The following is a 22488-nucleotide window of genomic DNA, read 5'->3' on the forward strand; positions in this document are numbered from 1 at the left end:
ATCCTGCACTTTTCCATAAAGCAGGGCTTTCGACTGGCATTAAAAGAGAACCATGCCACCTCGGCAGGTTCTCCTTTTGCTGCTTACACATTGATTTCTAAAAACCACTCTCGGATCGCTTCCTTGATTTTTTCCAAAGCCGCCACATTCGTCGCTTCGCAGTAAATGCGGACGAGTGGCTCCGTGCCGGACGGACGGATCAATACCCAGTGACCCTCATCAAGTAAGAGCTTGATACCGTCCAGACGATTCATGCCGCGTACCGGATAAGGTCCTACTTGCGCAGGTGGCATGGAGATCATCTGCTCGATCCACTGAGTCTTTTCTTGTAAGCGCATGTCCAGTCGTGTATGGAACAATTCTCCAAACTGATCGTATACATCCTGTAAAATTTGGTCGATTTCTTTGCCTTCGCAGGCGCACATTTCTGCCAGCAGCAGATTGATCAGGACCCCATCTTTTTCGGGAATGTGGCCGAGTATGCTTGCTCCTCCGCTTTCCTCTCCCCCGATCAAGACATCCCCTTTTCTCATCTGCTCTCCGATATATTTAAAACCGACTGGTGTCTCCACAATAGCTAATCCGTACTTTTCCGCCATTCTGTCCAGCAAATGAGTAGTTGCGACGGTACGAACGATCCTGCCTGAGAGATTTCGATTTTTGATCAAATGATAGGTTAATAGAACCAGCACATCATTAGGAGGAATATACTGACCAAATCTGTCTACCACACCAAAACGATCGGCATCCCCGTCGTTGGCAAGCCCTAGCGTAGCAGATCGACTGACTACTTCTTTTTTGAGCAGCGTCAGATGCTTGTCATTCGGTTCCGGCAAATCACCTCCGAATGCCGCATCCGGTGTCTCCCTGATCCCTACCGTTTTCACACCTGCTTCCGTCAATAGGCCGCTGACATAGCCCATCCCGGAGCCGTGCATGGCGTCTACGACTACATGGAGGGACGATTGTTTAAGCACATCCATGTTGATCATCCGACGCAAGTGCGCTTCATAGTGCGGGCGCAAAACGATCACCTGCAGCAGCTTTCGCGTGACGGCGTCTGCGAGCGGTGTTGTGTGCACTTCGCCCGATTGTGAGATCTGGGCGATCCACTCTTCCAGCCGCCGGGTGATCGCCGGGGTAGCAGGACCCGCATACTCAGGAATGTACTTGATTCCGTTATACTCAGGAGGATTGTGACTCGCTGTGACCATCACCGCTCCGCTTGCAGCGAAATGCTTGACGCCAAACGCTACAGCCGGGGTGGGCGCCGCTTCGTTGACCAGGTAGGTGCGTATGCCGTTGGCAGTCAGTACAGAGACAATCTCCTCAGCAAATCGGCGGCCGAGGAACCTGGTGTCATGCCCGACCAGAATAGGTTGTTCCTGCTGTCCAAGCTCCTTGGTATAGCTGGCGATTGCTTGTGCGACAATACGCACGTTCTCCATCGTAAACCCATCAGCCACGATGTCGCGCCAACCGTCCGTACCAAAACGGATCGCTCTCATCTCTTCATCTCTCCTCTCGTAACCGTAGCTCATTCACCTTCTCCAAATAGCGCAAAATAGTGGCAACATATGTAGCATGGGACCAGGTTAGGGGGGCGACCGATACGGGAGCACCTGTGTATGGGTCAAGTTGTTCCGAAAGAACGCCGCTCTCAAGTGCGTGGCGAACGACCCAAGAAAGTCTTTTTTTCGGTTCCTCCAACTCTTCTGGTGACTTCGCTTTGGCAATCTCCCAATCCGCTACCCACAACGTACAAATAATCCAGGGATTTCCAGGAACTTTTGCTGTGTCATGTGATTTTTTGAAGTAGTAATCTCCTTGGTAACGTGCGAATCCGCCTACCTCGGTGTCCACACGAAGGCTTCGTTTTACAGCCTCCATCGTGCTGACCACACGAGGATCATCCGCCGGCAGCACCTCTAGCGCGAACAAGGCGAACAAACTGCTCTCAACTGTAAAATCTTTTTCCACTCTTCCATCTGGGCGCACGTAGATTCCCCGTAAAAAACGGCCGATTTCCTGATCGTACAGGTGCTTGATCATCGCAGTCCGAATGCGCTCAGCTCCGTCATCATAGCGCTTGTAACGTCGGTCGTCCCCAAACAGCTGGGCGAACCGTGCTGCGGCCTTTAGACCCGCAACAACCGTCGCACACGTGAAGGTGAAGATACCTCTGCGCTCTTCCCATAAGTCGTAGCTAGGCTTGGGGAGGTGCAAATCTGGATCCACGTACTCCAGCAAAAATCGGGCTGCCGGACGAACCAGCGTGGGGTATAGTGCCTGACAATCCTCGATCTGCTTGCCACTCTTGTACTGCTCCCACAAGGCATGCAGCACCAATGCCGTTTCATCCTCCTGGATCGGTAGTTGAATGCCACCATCCGCTACGTATGGATGCCAGCTAGAACCGACAGAACCGTCCGGGTTGTACTTGTGCCGCAAATACCCTTCATCGTTTAGGGCCTCCGCGCAGAATCGGAAAAATGGAGCAACGACTCCTGTATAACCCGCCTGAGCCATCGCACTTGCGATTAACGCCCCATCACGCGGCCACATATAGCTGTAATGGTCACGGTTATATTGCAAAATATCGGAATCATTAGCGGCAAGTATGGCACCGTTGTGGTCAATCTGAGTACGGACGAGCAACAGACTGGTCTTGTACAGATTAACGACATCGGAGGGAAGATCTGCAAAATCCCTCGCCTCCTTGTTCACCCAGCGCTGCCAGTAAACAGCTACTCTGCCCAGCAAGCGGTCAGGATCGCTATCCAGCACATATTGATTCAATGCTTTCACAGCCTCATAGGAGTCTCCGACACAAATCCAATAATGAAGCGTCTTTTCCTCCTGAGGTTGCAGCATCAATCGAAATGACACCGTACTATCGACCGAGCCTTGGGCAATGGGGTTGCCGGATAGGAGGCCATCTTCCGCATCGCGCCACGTGCCTTCTGCATAATTGAAACGCTTGATCCCCGTGCTGTATTGATCAATTCCGGCTTCAGCTGTTTTTCCGTTGATCATGATGTACACATTTCGTTTGTAATGATAAACCGTTCGCAGGTTTGGATCGAAAACGGCTGTATCCCCTACCTCTGTTTCATTCAAACTGAAATCATGATTAAAAAACAGCCGTACTTCGCGCGCTTCACCGGCGTGGTTGCGCACGTGAACTTTTTTTAAGTAGATCGGATCACGCTGGTGTACCCCATCCGCTATCCGCAGGGAAAGTCCCAGATGTTCATGATGCGCATGAACATCTGTAACGAGTGACTCTGGACCGTATCCGAGCTTGCGTTTCCACCCGTCTTCGTCCACCCAGGAGAAGCGCCCCTGCACCCAAACCCCTAGCTTGCTGAAGTGTCCCCCGACATGATTGAGTTGCCCTACATATGGAAAGTAAAAATCGCGCATGTGGAGCCTATCGTCAAAATTAATCAGCAGTCTTCCATTCCCAACGACGAGTGGTCTCGGCATGCCCTCACGTCCTTTTCGTATCCAGGCTGTCGATCAAAAGCCATTATTGATATTCCGCAATCCGCCTCGCATACGAAGAAGCGAGCGTCGCCGCTGTTTCTGCAGTAGCTCCCTGAGAAATGACCTTGACATGCGAATCCTCGGTATCAGGCAAGATCAGAACCCACCCATTGACGTCGTAGACCTTGATTCCGTCTACAAGCTCAAGCAGCTTGCCTTTGTTCTCCTCCAGTACTTTGCGCATCACTTTCCCTTTTGACGACCACGGGCAAAAAACGGTTTTTCGCTCCATATGGCAAGCTGGCAATAGCTCAAGCAGCACACTGAGTGGCTTTTCTTCTCGAGCCAGATACGAGAGAATTCTCATCAAGCTGTATACCGCATCAAACATCGGATGAAACCGTTCCTCCGCAGAAACTTCCATCATGGAACGAGGGGTGACCTTGGTGCGCACCACTTCAAGTTGCAATAGCTGAGCCAAGTGCTCTAATTCCATCGGTGCGCTTACGGGCAGACCGATCTTTTTGTGATGACCGCTGCAAGCCAAAAGCTGCAAAGCAAGCAATTGCTCGGTTGATAGTTTTTGACCCTGTTCTGTGAAAAGTGAGAATTGCTCCGCATTTTTATCCAGTCGAAAACCAAGATCCGCCCCTGTCTTACTTACACCTTCTTGAATTTGACCATACACGACGGTCACACCCAACGCATGGAAGAACGGAGCCAGAAACGGCGGCATAAATCGCGGTTCGCAATCGACCAGCAGGTGGAATCGCTTGCGCTGGATGCCTGCTACATCTATTTGCTCTGCCATTGCTCGCAGATACGCGTCCTGGACTTGATGCTCTACATGCAATTCGCCCAAATGGTGGAGGCTGCGCACGTAAGTTTCCTGCCAGTAGGCATTTTCAATTTTGCGCTCCATATCACGGGAAATAGGCAACCCCGCATGGTCGATGAACTGAATGACAATCTCTTTTTCTTCCATGGGCTCAGCCATAAAAATATGGATGCCGCCTGCGCATTGTAAGCCACGTACACCGTATCTCATCAATGGAGCATTTCCCAGCCCCAGATCTACAGTGTCGATCCCAGAAGAGCAAAGACTCGTCATGACACTATGCTTAAGCAGCTGCGCAAAAGGATGCGCGCATGCGGACAGAGCAATTCTACTGCCCGATCGCAGTAAATAGGCGTAGGCTGATGCAAGTCTTGTGACGAACTCGGTCGTAATGTCCACGTTGCCGATTCCTTTGATGCCATATGTGCCAAATAGATTTTTCATTTGCCTCTTGCCATAAATGAGGGAAGTGTTGACAGTCGCACTTTCCTCTACTTCTTTATCGGGCCAGATCTTGACGCCTGCTTTGACTACCGATTTTGGCCCAATCCGGCAATTGTCACCGATCACTGCTCCTTCTCCAAGTAAGACACACTCGCCAATGCGGATATTGCGGCAAAGGGTAGTGCCGTTGATCTCTGCTTTTTTCCCGACGACTGTGTTTTCCCACATAATTGCCTGCGATAGCTTAGTACCAGAGGAAACAATCGTATTCGTTCCCAAGATGGAGTAGGCGCCAACCGATACCCCTGTTTGCAAATGAACATTTTCACTAATGTAAACAGGCCCCTCCAGTCTTACAGAGGAATCGACTCTTACATGGTTTTCCAAGAAGATTCGAGGTGCAATCTCCTGAGCCTTGATCTCAAGATTTACACGTCCATCCAGCAAATCAAATTGGGCCTGGCGATAAACGTCAAGAGAACCAATATCCGACCAATACCCCTCTGCAGAATAACCAAACAGAGGCTTTCCTTCCTGTAAAAAGAAAGGGAATATTTCCTTGCTGAAATCGACTTCTCTCTCTTCTTCTATATAAGACAGGACCTCAGGCTCGCATACATACATACCCGTATTCACCGTGTCGCTAAAAACTTCCGCCCAGCTTGGCTTTTCAAGAAAGCGGGTAATTCGACCGCTCTCATCGGTCATGACGACCCCAAATTCCAGCGGAGTTTCTACCTGGGTCAAGATCAGTGTAGCGAGTGCCTTGTTTTGATCATGAAAGCGAATCGCTTCAGACAAATTAATATCTGTAAGCGTATCTCCACTGATGACGAGGAAGCGTTCGTCTAGAAAATCTGCGCAGTTTTTTACACTGCCTGCTGTTCCGAGTGGGGTCGTTTCCTCAAAATAAACGAGCGAGACACCATAGGAGGATCCATCACCAAACGTATCGCGTATCACATCTGGCAGATACTGGAGCGTCACCGCAATCTCAGTAATACCGTGTTTTTTTAAAAGATCAATAGTGTACTCCATGCAAGGCCGGTTTAACAATGGCACCATTGGTTTTGGAGTATGCGATGTTAACGGACGTAAACGGGTACCTTTACCGCCAGCCATGATTACTGCCTTCATCTCTCTTAGTTCCTCCTTCATAGTTGCAATGCTAGGTTGTTCCCACACCTTTGAGGTAACGCTTGCGAGCGATACTCCTCGATCGTCTTGCGCGCCAAATAAGCCCAATCATAGTGTTGCCGCACATCGTTCTCGGCGGCTTTTGCCATCTGATAGCGCCGATCAGGATTGCCCAGCATCCAGTGCAACTGATTGACCAAAGACTCTACGTCACCGGTGTACATGGTTGCACCATTCTCTCCATGCCGGACAATTTCGCGAAGCCCGCCTGTATCTGCTACAAGTAACGGTGTCCCAAAAGCCATTGCTTCCAGTGCCACGATTCCAAATGGCTCATAAAGACTAGGGAATACAGCTACATCCGCTAAACAAAATAATTGATTTCGCCGCACGTCATCGACAAACCCCAAAAACAGCACCCGATCAGCTACTCCCATTTGAACAGCTAGTCGTTTTAAATCGGCTTCCATCGGTCCTTTCCCTGCAATCACAAGCTTAAGTGCGGGATATGCACCAGCGAGTCGCACGACTGCTTCCACTAACAAATGAACCCCTTTTTCACGAACTAAACGACCTACGAAAAATAAGATTGGGCCATCTCCAAGACCTAGCTCCTGTCTTAGCTGCTGCAGGTCTCCTTCACGTGCTGCTACAGCTTCAACCCCGTTATAAATGACGCTCAGTTTTTCTTGGGCGACTGAAAATAACCTCATCACTTCCTGGCCCATGTAGTGGCTGCAAACAAGCACACGATCCGATGCTGCTGTCAACATCCGCTCACACTCGTGAATTCGATGCTGCATAGGCGTATGAATGCCTTGGTGTCGACCATGCTCCAATGCATGGATGGTAGTGATTAGCGGGATGGACAGCCGCCGCTTTAATTCCACGGCAGCCCAATTTACCAGCCAATCGTGCGCATGAATCACATCCGCTTGAAAACCGTTACTCATCAATCCCTCTACGGCATCCACCATCGCCAGGTTAAGCTGGAATATCCATTGCATGAAGTCTTCCTGCTCAGCGGGAATATAAGTGGGGAGTCTGTGAACATGTACACTGTCCATCATCTCCTGCTTTGCCACGCAATCTGAAGAGCCTGTCAGTACGTGCACCTCGATCCCTTGTCGCACAAGATGACGAGACAGATCATAGACAGCCCTCCCCAGTCCTCCAACGACGTGAGGAGGAAATTCCCAACTGAGCATCAGTACTTTTAGCGCGGCTTCATGAGATTGGCCGGCTGCTACCATTTGACGCGATACGTTCACTCTATGCGCACGGTTCGGCAAATAGTACGTCTCATCCAAGCTGGGAAAGAGCGGGTACGCTATTTCCATTTCCAGTAAGCGATTCTCATCCGGCTGTTCCTGATGAAAAATCGCAAGCAATTCCCGAAAACGCGCCAAATGGTCATGAATACGACGGACTGCGTACTCCACAACAGTCTGACCGTCCAATATAAACGCCCAATCACTGCTTTGCGCCAGCATCAATTCTCGCGATGCTTGTTTCAAGCAGCGACTTTTGACATGATTTCTGTTCAGATCCTGCTCCCCGCTCTCATGGAATGTGATCGCAGCTTCGATCAATTCGCGCTCTGCCTGATGCAGATGACGATAGATCCAGCCGTTACGCTCGTTTAGCCAGACCTCACCGTATCCATTTCTCCCCCAGGTAGACATAGGCATATGGGCCCGATCCTGCTCTGGGTAACGTGCCAAATACTCAGAAGGGGTAATCAGCTTCACTTGTTTCGAATCACATACCGTTTTTCGTAGCAAATAATCGAGGAATTGCGGTCCTTCATACCACCAATGCCCAAACAGCTCAGCATCATACGTTGCTACCACCAAGGGTTCACGGTCCATCCATACAGAAGCCTCTTCTACTTGGCGTTCCCGATGATACAAAAAGTGACTGGCGTGAGAAGCCGCTTTTTCCCGAGCCCAGTTTGGCTCATACGTTTCCTTATGTTCACCTCGCCCGGTGATCCGATAGTATTTCAAGCCTGTATGTACGCGGATTCCCGCTGGATGGATGTAAGGCTCGATGTAGTCCATTTCCCGATCAAATCCGATATCCCGGTAATATTCCCGGTAATCAAAGTCACCCGGATAGCCGTCAAATGAACTCCATACCTGACGTGAGGCTACTTCATCACGAGCGAAAGCAGCTACATCATGAGGAGTAAATAGCGGTGCGTACAGACCTCTGCGCGGCGTAGGAGTCGCGTAGTTAATCGTATGACTGTCCACGAAAAAGTAGCGCAGCCCTGCTTCTTTCAACAAACGGTCCAATCCAGGCGTATACCCGCACTCTGGCAGCCAAATTCCATTCGGACGTTGTCCCAGGATGCGCTCGTGCGTGTCGATCCCAACGAGTAGCTGAGCGCGGATCGCTTCCTCTGTTTCGACAAATGGGAGAAAAGAGTGAGTGGCCGCACACGTAATGAGCTCCACGCAACCGCTCTCCTGCACTCGTTTGAGTCCGCCGATCAAACGGTAGTCCAGCTTGCGACAATAAGAGGCAATCATACGAAATCGTTCCAGATACATTTTGGCTACACGATGCTCCTGCGGCAGGTTAGCGGTCCTTTTTACTTCCTTGCCAGCCAGTTCAATGGTTTTGGCTAAATGTGTCTGAAAGCGGGTTTGAATTAATTCATCATCTAACATGGACAATAACGTCGGAGAAACAGCAAGGGTCATGCGAAAATCGATTCCGTCCGAGAGGAGCTTGTCGAAAACCAGTAACAGGGGGAGATACGATTCCAGCATAGCCTCGTACACCCAGCGCTCTTCCAGGTAATCGTCCCGATCCCCGTGCCGAACATAAGGCAAATGGGCATGCAACACGAGGGAGAGATAACCGTTTTGCACGGATGACACCTCACTTATTTGGTTGATTTGGAATAGAGGGAATAAGAGGAGAAATTTTCATACCAGGAAGGCGTCGCAGAATCGCTGACTGGCTCTACCAATGCCTCTCCCCAGCTCGCTTTTGAATTACGGGGTGTAACAATCGCTTCCGATCGTAAAATTGGGCAAAAGCGACCATGTTCATACAATCCGAAATCAATCATATAGGTACGTCCCGGCGAAACGTCTTGGATATACCAGGAGTTCGCTTCTTCTGGCACCAAGATATCTCTTATGGATTGTGCGTTTTTTCCATCAAACAAACGGTCTGTCACATCATAGAGACGCAAGCCTTTTTGAATATAACGAAAATCGACGTTCAGGTAGGAAGCGACCATTCTCATGCGCGGCCATGTAATTTCCCAGTATACAAAAAGAACACTCGGGCCTTGTGCCATTACTTTGACGAGGTCACGCCCATAAAAGGCTGGCAACCGCCACTCCTTTTCTGCTCGCGAAAGGAAGCGCTGTTGTAGGTGTGAATCTGTTACTCTTTCTACATCTTGCCTGGATCTGTCTTTTTGCAAACGATATTTTACCTGTCCCACAGTTAAGCCGCATTCTTTGGCAATTTGTGCAATGGACTTGGATTGTGAACGAAGTTCGAGAATTTTTTCCAACATCGCATGAGCGCTCCTTTCCGCTTTCTTACCCTGTTTGCCACACTGTCATCATAGCCAATACAAATAACAAAGACTGTCGAACGCTGGGCGCACATCCCTTCTTCTTTTGTCGATAATCCATCATATTTTCGTCATTCATAAACAAAACTCGAGAATAAGCCAATGGAAACCGCTTCCATGCGCCATACAGTCGCTCTGTTCTTAAACAAAGGAGTTTACATGGAAGTAGCGGTCACTCCCGCTTCTCATCCATACATCTTACAAACTCGCTGAGCAATACATTCATTACTTTATGAAAAATTAATTACAGACATATTATCGACCGCAAAAAAAAACCCGCTCGAAAGCGGGTTAACTTGGAATTTTATTTGCATCCATCTCTTATCTTCGTTTCGTAATGCGTCCTGATCCACCTACTTTGGTACGTGGGGGAGAATTGCTTTTTGGTGAAGAAAAGATCGAGGAACGCTTGGGGGTAACAGAACCACTTGATTTGGATGAACTACTGTCAGAAGAACGAATAATTTTGCCCGTGCTGCCACTGGACGGTTCGACTTGTTTTTTGAAAATACTGCCGCTAGAGCCGACCGATCCATCTGAGTTTTTCTTTGTGTCACTTCGCTTGGTGATGCTCCCTGTACCTTCCGTGGTAATCGGCGGGACCGCTTTTTTCTCTTGTTCAGTCGGGATATGATACGTACCTGTTGGCTTGTAGATGTCTTTGCTGGAGTATCCTCGATAACTGCCCTTCGAACCTTTTGACACATCGTCAAACAAATCATTTAAAACGCTTGCTAAAATGTATCCTTGTAAAAACGACGTATCGTAGTTTTGACGGACATACTCTTTGGAGTCCACTTCGATAATCGTATCTGTTGGCTTGGCTTCATCCTGCTGCAAATGGTACACTTCGTCCTTGTATATAAGGAACATATGTTTTGTATCTTCTTTGGAGATTTCCTCCGGCTGCTTTTGATCCGCCAGCTCTTTTGCCACTTCCGGTACGGTTTTGTCTTCTGCCCGGTAAATACGTGAGGTCTGACCCTTGTCCTTGGACGATACGGATTCCAGCTGATACGAATCGCTTAGGTCGGTATGATCGAAGTTTGCCATTGCAAGAAAAAAAATGGCCGGAACGAGCAGGAGCTTTATCAACTTAACCCAATTATGTGGCATCTTCTCTCCCCCTACGTCCCGCGTAAGACCTGCACATCTGCTGGAAGGACAGTCTCTCCCTCGTATAGCATAAATCGGCCGTCTTGCCACTCAATTCGCAGCAATTGGCGCTGATCCGATTGGAATTGCCAAATGTATTGTTCCCCTGAGGTATGGAAAGGGGCCTTGCCCAGCACATTTACCCGTCCCGTATACTGCTCTTCCAGGTGGTACGTAATGTCGTCCATTTCAATGGTCGTTGGTACTTCCTCCACAGAGTCCAATCTACCGTCGATGACATTGTAGAGATGATACACGATTCTCTCCCGCTCCTCGATATAAAGGTAACGGATCGTGTTGCCATCTTGAAGGGTCAGCATCGCTGCATTGCGACTGGCATTCATTGCTTTTCCTGTCACTTGGTATGTTTCCAGCGATACTTCCACGACATCTCCCGGTCCTACTGTCAGAATGCTTTTTTCAACTGCAGGTGGTTCATGCTTCGCAAATATATTTTGAATCCGCTTGAACAAACTCATTTCTGTACTCCTCTCCGGCACGCTTTACAGACATGCAGCCAAAATCAGGGCACCTACGATATGGAAAGAACCGGCGAGCATAGCGTGTGCGACTTTCCCCTGCTTCGTGCCTTGTTCCAAATCAAGTCCAGCCGTTTTGCGCAGTGCAAGTTCTACAATTCTTTCCAGCAAGAACAAGATAACAAATGAGACCACTGAAACAAGCAAGGCTACAAATAAATCTTTTGAATTGAGCATCGACTGAGACAAAATGTATCCCTGTGCAAACAGCTTCATGACAAATCGAGTCGTCACAGCTACATTGCCGTTTTTTATTTCTTCCAGATCGTTGTATTTCGTGAATAACGCGTCGATCCACATCAAGATCGCAAGCAAGATGCCGCCCGCGCCCGTCCAAACGAGCATCGCTACTACTTCAACCCACGTCAAAATTTATCCCCCCGCATCGAGTTGTTTATTGTGATTGAAAAAAGGGGAACCGCCAGTAGCGGTTTACCCCTCATATTTTTTCATGAGCGCTGCCAACTCGTCTTCTACTTGTTGATCTTTGCTCAACTTGGAAATTTCATCGTCCAATGAGCTTTCTTTCTTGTAAACTTCTCCACTGGCCTCTGCTTCTGCTTCCATTTGCAGTGCCTTTTCTTCCATACGCTTCAGACCGGCCATAGCGGAGTTGCTGTCGAATCCAGCCATTGCCTGATTGATCGTTTTTTGTGCTTTTGCTGCATTGACGCGGGCTACGAGAGTTTCGCGCTTGTTTTTCAGCTCGGTGATCTGCTTTTTCATCTCAGTCAGCTTGTCGCGCAGACCATCTGCAGCCAGCTTGTTTTTCTCATAGCCTTCTTTGTACTCGTTCATTTTCTGCTCGGCGGCTTTCTTTTCTTCCAGAGCGCGACGAGCGAGGTCGATATTTTTTGCTTGTGCTGCTACATGTGCCTGCTCCTCACGCTTTTTCACCAAAGCTTCCTGTTCTTCATACAGCACTTTGAATTTCTTTTCCAATGCGATTTGGGCAGCAACAGCTTTCTCTGCTTCGCCCAGGTCCTCCTGCATATCGCGTAAATATTGATCGGTCATTTTAATTGGATCTTCTGCTTTTTCAATTAACGAATACAAATTGGACATGGTCAAATCGCGTAGTCTTTTAAAAATGGACATGGATTCTTCCTCCTTGAGTACGTTTACGGGATTGTCATTCCCTCTATACATGTATCTACGTTCCTTATGCAAGTAAGTTTCGTGATCTTCTGATTTATTTTTACTCGCGGCTCACTTTTGCTTTTTTCTCCTGCTCGTCCCACACCAGATAGGCATCAAATTTTTCCTTTCCTTTAATAAATCCCTTGATCTGATTGGTTTTGCCTGTATCCATCAGCTTTTTCACCATTGCTGCTGATATTTTTTTGCCCATGATCATCTTTGATAACGTCACGGTGCATTGTGATGTTTTGTAATTGGCGCAGCCATAAAAGTCTCCCTTGTCTACCAAGTCTCCTTTACACGACCGGCAGATGGCCACTTTGGACCCAAGGGTAAACCTGGAGGCTGACTTGGACACAGGCATCGAACTGACATCGTAGCCCTCCAGCTTCCATTCTTTGGACTGTTCCACCGCATCCTCTACAATTTTGTGGGACAGCTTCCTCACCTGATCCATAAAAGCCTGTGCAGATGCCTCACCTTGCCCGATCTGTCCCAAGCGTTGCTCCCACCGGGCAGTCATCTCAGGTGACGCAAGGATTTTGTCGCCGATCACATCAATCAACAAGCTGCCTTTTTGTGTTGCGAATACTTGGTTTTTGCGTACTTCAATATATTTGCGATCTTTTAACATCGTAATGATGCCTGCCCGTGTTGCTTCTGTCCCGAGTCCTTCTGTCTTCATTAAGACCTTTTCCAGCTCTTGATTATCCAGATGCTTACCTGCTGTCTTCATCAATGTAATCAGTTGGCCTTCCGTATAACGCTTGGGTGGCTGTGTCTTGCTTTCTTTGGACTCCACCTTGCGCACTTTTCCTGTTTCGCCTTTTGCGAGCGGTGGCAGGATGGATTCCTTGTCATCCTTTTCCTCATCAAATAATATCGCACGCCAGCCGGCACGAATCTGCACTTTTCCTTTGCTGAGAAAGGCGGCTCTTTCATCGACCAAGGTAGTTACGGTCGTATAGTCAAACAACGCACTTTCACAGTGCGCAGCGATCAGCCTGCGGGCAACCAGATCGTAAATTTTGCGCTCTTCGTCACTTAGCTTCGCAACAGTTGGCACCTGTTCCGTAGGGATAATCGCATAGTGATCCGTTACCTTTTTCTGGTTGACATACCGTCTGTCCTGCGCAATCGAAGCCTTGGGCGTGGGAAAAAACGACTGGTACTCTGCCTGCTTGGAGAGTTTGGACAATATGTCGGGAAACGTCTTGGCTTCTTCGGCTGTGACAAAGGATGAATCGGAGCGGGGATAAGAAAGAATCCCTTTTACATACAGCTTTTGTGCGATTTCCAATGTCTTCTGGGGTGAGTATTTGAACATTTTGTTCGCCGTCGCCTGCAGGGAAGAAAGATTGAATAAGTAGGGCGGCAAAAACTCCTTCCGCTCCGTCTCTACCTCATGGATTTGTGCGGGCTTGTCCCGACAGAAAGCAGCGATTCTCGAGGCGAGGTCAGGATCATTCAGGCGGGATTCACCATCTTTGTGCCATACCCCCTCGTATCGTTTTTTGTCCATTTCAAAAGTAGCCTTCACTTCCCAGAATGGCTCCGGCTTAAAGGCTGCGATCTCCTTTTCACGCTTGACCACGAGTGCGAGTGTAGGCGTCTGTACCCGTCCTGCCGAGAAGACATCGCTGATTCCTTTTTGCTTGAGCAAGATGGTATATACACGTGAAGCGTTCATCCCGACGAGCCAGTCAGCGCAGGATCGGCTGTATGCCTCTTCGTACAGATTACGCGTCTGGGTCTCATCCAAAAGAGATTCAAATCCCGAAGTGACAGCGCGCTCCGTCAGTGAAGAAATCCACAGCCTCTTCATTGGCTTTTTCACACCACACATCTCAACAATGGTACGAACGATGAGCTCGCCTTCACGCCCCGCATCGCCGGCATGAATAATGCCCTTCACTTCACTGCGCCGAAGAAGCTGCTTGATGATGGCAAACTGCTTTGCTTTGGACTTCATCACCTGATGGCGAAAGGAGTCCGGGATGAGCGGGAGCGATGGCAGCGACCATTTCTTCCATGCAGGATTATATGCCTCTGGAGGAACCAGCTCACAAACATGGCCCACCGCCCACGTAAAAAAAGCGCCTTTGGGAAAAATCCGATTCGGATGCACTTCCACATATCCTTGTTGTTTTCTATGAGCAAACGGACTGGCTAACTTCATCGCCTGATCCGGTTTTTCTGCGATTACGACTTTCATACCTGCTCTACTCCCTATCTGCTGCCTGAATTGCCAGGGACGATTTACATGAAACACTCGTTCCCTTCTCTATTTTACTACATAGGGAGTATAAAGAAGAGGGAATCATTTCCTAAAAAGCTCGTGTACCAAAAATTTTTCCCCGCGCCACCACTGCCAGCTCCATTTTCTCGACGGTTTTGCAGTATGTTTCGCCCATCTCGACCGAAGCATCCGGCATCTTAGCATAGGTAAGCTGACCCAAGACGTCCTCCTGACCCCGATACCAATCTTCGGCAGATGGCCGTTCATGTATAACTGGCTTCCACGCATATGTAAGCGTGGGGGAGTACAGACGATTCGCTCCCTGCTTGATCTGGCAGTTCACTACTTTTTTCTGATAAGGCTTGCCAGGGACGGATTCGTTTACATCATGGAACAAATGCGGCCAAAAGTCTTTTCTCGATCCTGTATGGACTTGCCGCTTCGTCCATGCCAGTACGCCATCGAAATATGCCGATGTGCCGAACAATAGTGCGTACAAGCTTTTGCCCAACGCGATACGTTCGGGCAGGGAGGCAAAATGCGAGACGATTTGTCCGATTACCTGTATGGGACTTGTTCTCCTATCGCGGATTTCTTGCCCAAAGCTGCCATCCCTGCTCTCTTCCTCATACGGAAAAAGGATTTGATTAAGCTGCATCAGCTCTTGGAGAGTAAAAGGCAACGTCCGCACCACTGTATTCTGATACCCTGGATCTCGCATGACCTGCGCTTCCAAATAATTTTGCTCGTTAATGATCAAGCCGATCGCAAGCAGCTCCCGGTCACCCGTTTTCCAAAAATGGTTCCAGACCCCTTGCATAAATGCGGATACTTGAAGATGAGGAAGTAGATGAAAAAGGTTGGTCTGTCGCTTTACGCTTTCCTCATACAGTAATAATTGAGGGTAGACATCATGAAAGATAAGCCAATTCCCCCGCTCCAAAAACGAGAAGTAGTCAGTCTGTTCCTTGGCAGAAAGTAATCGCGGCAAAAGTTCGCCACGCAAGTCCGTCATATTCCACCCTGCATTTCTTGAAACCAGATGAGCCAGCAGTGCCCAATGGATTTCGGAACGCCTAAGGTAATAATCCAAATAGGCGCGTGTTCTGTCTACATTGTCACCATTTCGTTCTCGTGTCTGCTGCCTGATTTTTTCCACAGCAGCCTGTTCATGTGGGAGCAATGGGGTAGTTACCTTCTTTAATTCTTTTTGCAGAGGCAGGAGAGGTCGAAAATCATGCCATGGCCATTTCACATCCGCCCCTCCTCTCTTTGCGTCCTGTATGATTTCGGAGGTGAATGAAATGCACGATGTACAGCCAGCAATCCGAAGTATCCAGTCTTTTTTGCTGGACAGACAAACAGCGGATGGTTCCTGGCGCTTTTGTCTGGAAAGCTCTCCGATGACAGATTCTCACATGATCATCCTATTGCGTACACTTGGGATTGATGATGAGGATTTGATCGAAAAGCTCACGGGACACATCGCATCGAAGCAGCAAGACAACGGCGCCTGGAAGCTATATCCGGATGAAAAACAAGGCCATTTATCCACAACGATTGACTGCTACTATGCTCTTTTGTTTTCTGGACGTTTTACAAAAAATGACCCAAAAATGACCCTCGCTCGCTCGTTTATCCGCGAAAACGGTGGGCTCACAAAAGCCAATATGCTGACCAAGCTAACAACAGCTTTGACGGGCCAATATCAATGGCCTGCCCATTTTATCGTTCCGGTAGAACTGACGCTGCTGCACCCGAGCTTCCCGCTCAGCTTTTATGATTTCGTCGGATATGCCCGCGTCCACCTCGCCCCCATCATGATTTGCGCCGATCGCAAATATGTAACAAAGCTCCCTTACACACCTGACTTGTCCGATCTGTATACGGTGACTCCGATTGCGCCAGGCGTCTATCCTCACCTCATGCTCGAAGACTTTGCCAGAGAGGGGCAAAGCTTTCTCTCCTCTATCCACGATTATGTTCAAAAGCTTCCTTTTCTGCCTGGGCAACTGCACGAGCTGGCTCTTCGTAGACTTGAGCAATATATCCTTGCGCGGATTGAACCGGACGGAACGCTGTACAATTACTCGACTTCCACGTACTTCATGATTTTTGCACTCCTTGCCCGCGGCTACCCCCCTACCGATCCAATCATTCTAAAGGCCGTTCAGGGGCTAAAAGCCTCCGTCTGTCAAACAGATGCAGGAGTCCACTTGCAGCTTGCTACGTCGGCCGTCTGGGATACGGCTTTACTGTCTTACACATTGCAGCGAAGTGGACTCTCGTCTGTTCATCCGGCGATTCAAAAAGCAAATCGCTACCTGCGCTCCAAGCAACAAACAACATACGGCGACTGGAAAATTCGCAACCCAGGTGCGAGTCCTGGTGGTTGGGGGTTCTCTGATTACAATACGATGAACCCAGACATCGACGATACGACTGCTGCCTTGCGTGCCCTTCATTCTTATTCTCAACGGGATGGATCTACGCAAGCAGCCTGGAAGCGTGGTTTGGACTGGGTATTATCCATGCAAAATGACGATGGCGGTTGGCCTGCCTTTGAGAAAAATACGGATTCGCCATTGATTCGCAGGTTGCCAATCGAAGGTGCCGATACAGTGAGTACAGATCCTTCTTCTGCTGATTTGACTGGCAGGACACTGGAATTTCTTGGATCGTACGCTAGCCTGAAGCTATCAGATCCTCGTGTGGATAAAGCGGTTCGCTGGCTCCTCGCCCATCAAGAGGCTGACGGGTCCTGGTACGGAAGATGGGGCATTTCTTTTATCTACGGCACGTGGGCTGCGATAACCGGAATGAGGGCTGTCGGAGTCTCGGCGGATCACCCTGCTATCCAAAAGGCTGCTCAATGGTTGATCAAACAGCAAAATGCCGATGGGGGCTGGGGGGAGTCTTGTCAGAGCGACGAAAAGAAAAAATACGTCCCGCTCGGTGCGAGTACCCCCTCGCAGACGGCCTGGGCAGTCGATACCCTAATCGCTGTATTCCCTGAACCGCCGTCATCTCTTACACACGGCATCCTCTTTTTAACCCGTAATCTTGGCAGGCAGGATTGGACCAGTACCTATCCAACCGGGGGAGGACGACCCGGCGGAACGTATTTTGCTTACCATAGTTATCAGTGGATTTGGCCGCTTCTCGCCCTGAGCCAGTACAGGCAAAAATTTAGCGGTACCTGACCTATTCCAGTACGGATGCACACGCATCTTTCGTGATCGGCTTGATCGGCACCTCTTTGCTAATAATCAGCGAATCCCTTGGTGTATCAAATACAGCCGTACAGGAGATTACGTCTGCATCTCCGATTAAAACAAGCGACGACTTTTGCACTCCATCAATCTCCATTTCTTCTATCGCTATTTTTTTGTTGTTGACCTTCATTTTCAGTGGCATCTTTTCATGCTCCTTCTTGTTTCCAAGTCATCACCTCTTTGTGACGCTACTGCATGTTATGCCCAGCGGTGGGAAACCGTCTCAAAAACAGGTATGAACACCCACTGGCCAATCACATAGAATACAAAAAGGATTCCTCAAAAGGATGTGGGAAGATGCCAGCCATTGTCGGAGTCATTAATGTGAATAGCATTAGTGGTGTCTTCAACGTCGGGGATGTCCGCAAAATCGCACCTGTCAGCTACACCAAAACCTTCGCGGGCGGAGGATCTTTTAATTCAGGAACCAATCTGTCCTTCAAGATTCCGAAAAGTGTCGTTTATGTGAATGAGGCGCGTGGCGAAAATTGGCCCGTATTTGTGGAGGAAATGAAGGAATCCACGACCAAGGGACGGGATTGTACATGAATTTTTTTGTTCATCAAAATATTGTCATTCACAATCTGAAAATTGATGGCATTTCCAATTCGTCCGTTTGTCAAATTGGAAGTGCGGGTATCATTAAACCTTTGGCTCAGCTTTACAACACCGGTGGCTTTACAGGGCCAGCGCCAGCAGCGGGACCACAGCCCGAAAGAGTGTCTGAAGAATTCGTTCCGCTTGTTCCATTGGTAGAACCTTCGCGCTAGTAGCGCTGGATCAGCTTTAATCCATATGCTTTATGCTTGATGAAGAGAAGGATGATCGTCATGTACATGAGTCCGGAGATGATGCAGTATTTTCAGCAGTTACATGACTATATGCATGTACAAAACAAAAAAATAGAGTCAATGAAGCAAATGATCGAGCAATTGCAACAGGACGTCAATGAACTAAAGGAAAAACAAGTTCCGTCCGTGATTAAAAATGAATATAAGTTCGATCTTTTGAAGGTCGAGAGATTGGAAGGCACGCTAAACATCGGTCTAAATCCCAAGGGCTCTGATTCATCCATTGGCGATTTTGCCATTAACCAACAGATGGATGTGCCAGCAGATCCCAAGAGGACATCTCCCGCCTTTGAGCGTGTCCAAAAAGAAATCAATGATTATTTGGATCGTGATGCGTACGGGGTGCTTGAACGCATTGAAGAAGAGTGTGGATACCCGCTCGACGATGCTTATCGCGGATTCATTATGGATGATATCAAGAGACAGATCGATCAGCGCATTCGCCATTACCTGGGCCAAATGGACACTACCGGGTGGGAGCCGGAGCAGATTGACGCTTGGGAACAAAAAACCGTCCAAAAAGTGAAACGAGATATTGAAAAGACATGCGAAACCTTTCTTAAAAATTTGCCGCGCGAGAGGGGCGATTCCTGACATGATTTATCACGTTACGAACGGTGACATTTGCGTTGGAAACCTCAAGCTCCAAGAAATAGTGACCGGAAGCTCCTTGTTTATTGGGGACACCCAAACCGTTACCCTCATGTCTATCTTTGAGACTCCGCCTGAAACCTTGATTGTCGGTGTCACCACTCCACGCAGAAGGTAACTTTGTGCGATAAAGGAGCTAGAAATAGCATATGCCGGAGCGAACAAGCCATGTACATTCCTTAACCAATATTTCCATAGATACTTCATCTGTTTTGCAAATCGGGGATTCCAAAGAAGTGACTACGCTTGCCAACGTACTTGCTGTTCAACGCGAAACCGCAATTTTTTATGAAAATGAATTTCTTTTCAGGGATAATCTGCTCTTTTGCGAGCCGATTCCACTTCCAGTTCTATCCGAGTCAATCGATATGTACACCTTTCACGAAATCCCTGCTATTCGTGTGAATAAGGTGACGGTTGACTTCGCTGCCGCCTCAGCTGTTATCCATGTTGGCTCGAGTCAGTCTATCTCTTTGGAGTCTCGAATAAAAAATATCCGCCATCTTCTAAAAAACGAGCCGTAAAGGGCATAGTGGAGGGAGGAGAGATGGTTTGCCTTCAGTTATTGGAGCCGTCAATATCAACAGCAACTCGGGTACGGTAAATTTTGGCGACACGCTGAACATTTCTCCGAAAAGCGCGACCAAGACTTTTTCCGGCTCGGGTGGCGGAAATACAGGTAACCTCGTAAACACGATCAATGGCATCAGTTCTACGAATACGCTTGATCCAAGTGTGGTCGACCAGCCATTGGTTGGTAATGTGTAAGGCTAAAGTGTTAATGAATTTTCATTAGCACTCTTTTTGTCAGGAATGGGACAAGGTATGATCAGAAACGCTGGAAAAGAAAAAGAGAAGGCTTTATGACCCTCTCTACAAATTTGCTTTAAAAGTTGTTTTTCTTTCCCTAGCAGAATGATCTCTGGCTAGAAATAATTCCAGCAATCCATCCTGATACTTCGCTTTCATTCCTGTTGAGCTGACTGGCGCCGGTAGCTCGATCTCCCGATAAAAAGGCCCATAATAGCGCTCCATTTGGATACGTGAGGACTGATAATCATGTTCTTTGATCTCTCCCTTTAACTCCAACAGACGCTGATCGGTCAGCGTGACTTCCAGACTGTCACGGGCAAAGCCCGGGAGCTCACAGCATACAATGACGAGCTGATCCGTTTGGAAGATATCGATTGCGGGAAAAGTTTCCCCATCGTTTATCCGTACGATGGGAAATGGCCTTTCCTTTCCTTTTTCAGCTGTTCTTCCCTTTTCTTTTTCCTTCCCTTTGTTCTTTGACTTCTTAACGGCTGGAACAATCTTATTCGATTGCGCTTGCGGATTTTGGATCGAATGGTTGTTAAGGCTGACTAAATTCTCCCAAAAACTGGTGTCCAGGATCTGATTCATCTGGCTTAACGCTTTCCACGGATGTTCCTGGTCCATGCTCAATCTGGATAAGCTTTCAGATGCTTTTTGCAATTGTTTCATTGTTTCCTGCAAATTTTTCAAGAATAACGCCTCCCCTCCTTCAAACAGGTAAGGAAAACCAGTACACTCGTACCTCAAATCCAGTATATGTACGTTTGCCTGGGTGAGTGTTATTCTCTATTCGCCATTTTGCGCATTGTCAGTGTACTCTGTCACTGGTGCTGGCGGGTCAAGAATATCAGGGGGCGGCATGTCACTCGGAGGTGGCTGTTCTACCTGATCGCCGGTTCCCTCGGCAGAAGATGGCTGCGTCGACGGCTTCGGTGATGGCTTCTGGGTAGTCGGCTTTTCACTCTTGGGCTGATCCTTTACAGAAGTGGCAGGCTTGGACTGTACCCCTGGTTTCGGGTTAGACTTCATTTCAACCTTGGCTACTTCAGCCACGGCAGCATTACTCAGTTGTGCAGTCTCAAGCGTGGATTCACCCATTTCTGTTCGCAGAGCGGTACGAACAGTCTGCATGTTTTCCAATGGCCAAAGTGAATACGGTGAGCTCCAAACTGCCCCGTTGTCCAAAGAAATCATATTTTCCGAGCTGAGCTTACCGAAATCGAGCGCCAATCCTTTGATCTGATCTTTGGAAAGATTTGTTTTTATGTGCTTGCCTACTGTATCCATGACGGCTGTCAAGCTTGCGATCCCTTCCATGGAGACAACCTTGTCTGCAACTGCACGGATTACCTGCTGCTGCCGACGATTTCGGTCAAAGTCACTGGAATTGTAGGCATCTCCACGCTTGTCCAAGCGATGGCGGACAAACCCTAGCGCCTGTTCACCATTGAGTACCTGTGTTCCTTTTTTCAGATTGCGATAAACCCCTTCTTTGGGAAGCTCATAGACGAGATCGCGATCCACGTCTACCTTGACGCCCCCCAGCTTGTCGATCACAGCGGTAAAGCCCTCAAAATCAAGCTGGACATAATGACCGACGGACACACCCAGCATATGCTCCAGTGTTTTCTTCAGCAAGGTCATTCCATTTTCCGTGACCGTTTCTCCCTTACTTTCCGCTGTCTTCTTTATATTTTCTCCCAGTGCAAACACTTCGTTGATTTTGTGATAGCCCTGGTGACCCGGAATCTGGACACGAGTATCGCGAGGCAATGAAACCATCGTGAGTTTTTGCGTGACTGGATTTGCGACTGCTACGACGAGCACATCTGTATTCAGCATGCCGATATTTTTACGGGTATCCACGCCAACTATTACGAAGGATAGAGATTTTTTCTCTTCATATGGCTGTTCTACAATCGGCTGATCAGGAAGCTTGTACGGATCATCCGTTACGGCTTCAAGCGTTTTGTTCATTTCACTGAGCACATAGCCCACTCCAATCGCCAGCAAACAGAGCATCAGACAACTCGCCAAAAGCAAATACAATCCTTTGCCCCGCTGTCCGCGATTTTTCTTCTTACGCGTTGATTTTACAGGAACGGGGAGTTTCTCTTTCTTGGAGGGCACGTCTTTGGATCACTCCTCTTCTGATCACGAGTTTTTTCTATTTTTCCGGAAAAACTTTTGTCCTATTTTACCACATTCTGGCGATTAATTGTAGAATCATGACGATGAGCCCTCTAGGTTCTTGCACTCCAGATACGAAACAGGTAGTCTAACCTTATCTAAAAAACCGTGTAGACGAAG

General features: G+C 48.4%; 21 protein-coding genes. 7 read left to right on the top strand and 14 right to left on the bottom strand.

The genetic code is table 11. The annotated features are described in order from the left end of the window. Positions 1–83 precede the first annotated feature (83 nt). The 11 genes from ACIFQN_RS20065 to ACIFQN_RS20115 all read right to left on the bottom strand — a co-directional run bounded on the left by ACIFQN_RS20065 (position 84) and on the right by ACIFQN_RS20115 (position 15840). The gene (locus ACIFQN_RS20065) at positions 84–1541 is read right to left on the bottom strand and encodes a phosphoglucomutase/phosphomannomutase family protein (protein ID WP_429834781.1); all 1458 of its coding nucleotides are present in this window, start codon (positions 1539–1541) and stop codon (positions 84–86) included. Then, the gene (locus ACIFQN_RS20070) at positions 1513–3489 is read right to left on the bottom strand and encodes a glycoside hydrolase family 15 protein (RefSeq protein ID WP_429834782.1); all 1977 of its coding nucleotides are present in this window, start codon (positions 3487–3489) and stop codon (positions 1513–1515) included. Before ACIFQN_RS20070 ends, ACIFQN_RS20065 begins: the two co-directional genes overlap by 29 nt. Before the next feature lie 43 nt (positions 3490–3532). Beyond that, a complete protein-coding gene (locus ACIFQN_RS20075) occupies positions 3533–5908 on the bottom strand; it encodes a sugar phosphate nucleotidyltransferase (protein WP_429834783.1) in 2376 nt (791 codons plus the stop codon). A 17-nt stretch (positions 5909–5925) separates the two neighbouring features. Beyond that, the gene (locus ACIFQN_RS20080) at positions 5926–8790 is read right to left on the bottom strand and encodes a 1,4-alpha-glucan branching protein domain-containing protein (RefSeq protein WP_429834784.1); all 2865 of its coding nucleotides are present in this window, start codon (positions 8788–8790) and stop codon (positions 5926–5928) included. A 14-nt stretch (positions 8791–8804) separates the two neighbouring features. Next, positions 8805–9452 (bottom strand): DUF4912 domain-containing protein, encoded by a 648-nt coding sequence (locus tag ACIFQN_RS20085; protein WP_429834785.1) that lies wholly within the window; start codon positions 9450–9452, stop codon positions 8805–8807. Between the two features lie 381 nt (positions 9453–9833). Further along, a complete protein-coding gene (locus ACIFQN_RS20090) occupies positions 9834–10628 on the bottom strand; it encodes a DUF4247 domain-containing protein (protein WP_429834786.1) in 795 nt (264 codons plus the stop codon). A gap of 11 nt (positions 10629–10639) precedes the next feature. Further along, positions 10640–11146 carry a DUF4178 domain-containing protein gene (locus ACIFQN_RS20095; protein WP_429834787.1) on the bottom strand — a complete coding sequence of 169 codons (507 nt, stop codon included), beginning with the start codon at positions 11144–11146 and terminating at the stop codon, positions 10640–10642. A gap of 24 nt (positions 11147–11170) precedes the next feature. After that, on the bottom strand, positions 11171–11575 hold the full coding sequence (locus tag ACIFQN_RS20100) for a DUF350 domain-containing protein (protein ID WP_429834788.1): 405 nt from the start codon (positions 11573–11575) through the stop codon (positions 11171–11173). Positions 11576–11638: 63 nt separating this feature from the next. Then, complete coding sequence (locus ACIFQN_RS20105) at positions 11639–12304, bottom strand: PspA/IM30 family protein (protein WP_429834789.1); 666 nt, start codon at positions 12302–12304, stop codon at positions 11639–11641. 100 nt (positions 12305–12404) lie between these two features. Next, positions 12405–14561, bottom strand: a complete 2157-nt coding sequence (locus tag ACIFQN_RS20110; RefSeq protein WP_429834790.1) for a DNA topoisomerase III — start codon at positions 14559–14561, stop codon at positions 12405–12407. A 112-nt stretch (positions 14562–14673) separates the two neighbouring features. After that, the gene (locus tag ACIFQN_RS20115; protein ID WP_429834791.1) at positions 14674–15840 is read right to left on the bottom strand and encodes a DUF2515 domain-containing protein; all 1167 of its coding nucleotides are present in this window, start codon (positions 15838–15840) and stop codon (positions 14674–14676) included. A 28-nt stretch (positions 15841–15868) separates the two neighbouring features. Here ACIFQN_RS20115 and shc point away from each other — a divergent pair, with 28 nt between their 5' ends. After that, the gene (shc, locus tag ACIFQN_RS20120) at positions 15869–17788 is read left to right on the top strand and encodes a squalene--hopene cyclase (RefSeq protein ID WP_429834792.1); all 1920 of its coding nucleotides are present in this window, start codon (positions 15869–15871) and stop codon (positions 17786–17788) included. Position 17789: 1 nt separating this feature from the next. On the opposite strand, the gene ACIFQN_RS20125 is transcribed toward shc, so the two are convergent. Next, positions 17790–18002 (bottom strand): hypothetical protein, encoded by a 213-nt coding sequence (locus tag ACIFQN_RS20125; RefSeq protein ID WP_429834793.1) that lies wholly within the window; start codon positions 18000–18002, stop codon positions 17790–17792. A 155-nt stretch (positions 18003–18157) separates the two neighbouring features. Here ACIFQN_RS20125 and ACIFQN_RS20130 point away from each other — a divergent pair, with 155 nt between their 5' ends. From ACIFQN_RS20130 to ACIFQN_RS20155, 6 genes are read left to right on the top strand one after another with little or no spacing between them, the layout of a single operon-like run. Beyond that, complete coding sequence (locus tag ACIFQN_RS20130) at positions 18158–18409, top strand: spore germination protein (protein WP_429834794.1); 252 nt, start codon at positions 18158–18160, stop codon at positions 18407–18409. Then, positions 18406–18630: a spore germination protein GerPB gene (locus tag ACIFQN_RS20135; RefSeq protein WP_429834795.1), complete on the top strand. Its 225-nt coding sequence runs from the start codon at positions 18406–18408 to the stop codon at positions 18628–18630. Before ACIFQN_RS20130 ends, ACIFQN_RS20135 begins: the two co-directional genes overlap by 4 nt. A gap of 60 nt (positions 18631–18690) precedes the next feature. Continuing rightward, positions 18691–19305 carry a spore germination protein GerPC gene (locus ACIFQN_RS20140; protein ID WP_429834796.1) on the top strand — a complete coding sequence of 205 codons (615 nt, stop codon included), beginning with the start codon at positions 18691–18693 and terminating at the stop codon, positions 19303–19305. Between the two features lies 1 nt (position 19306). After that, complete coding sequence (locus ACIFQN_RS20145) at positions 19307–19480, top strand: spore gernimation protein (RefSeq protein WP_429834797.1); 174 nt, start codon at positions 19307–19309, stop codon at positions 19478–19480. 31 nt (positions 19481–19511) lie between these two features. After that, positions 19512–19886: a spore germination protein GerPE gene (locus ACIFQN_RS20150; protein ID WP_429834798.1), complete on the top strand. Its 375-nt coding sequence runs from the start codon at positions 19512–19514 to the stop codon at positions 19884–19886. Positions 19887–19914: 28 nt separating this feature from the next. Then, on the top strand, positions 19915–20130 hold the full coding sequence (locus tag ACIFQN_RS20155; protein ID WP_429834799.1) for a spore germination protein: 216 nt from the start codon (positions 19915–19917) through the stop codon (positions 20128–20130). Positions 20131–20235: 105 nt separating this feature from the next. Here ACIFQN_RS20155 and ACIFQN_RS20160 read toward each other — a convergent pair whose 3' ends face one another. Beyond that, positions 20236–20868: an Hsp20/alpha crystallin family protein gene (locus ACIFQN_RS20160; protein WP_429834800.1), complete on the bottom strand. Its 633-nt coding sequence runs from the start codon at positions 20866–20868 to the stop codon at positions 20236–20238. Positions 20869–20964: 96 nt separating this feature from the next. Beyond that, entirely contained in the window at positions 20965–22308 is a 1344-nt protein-coding gene (locus tag ACIFQN_RS20165; RefSeq protein WP_429834801.1) for an LCP family protein, read from the bottom strand. Positions 22309–22488 lie beyond the last annotated feature (180 nt).

It is taken from the genome of Brevibacillus sp. NRS-1366, from assembly GCF_050467985.1.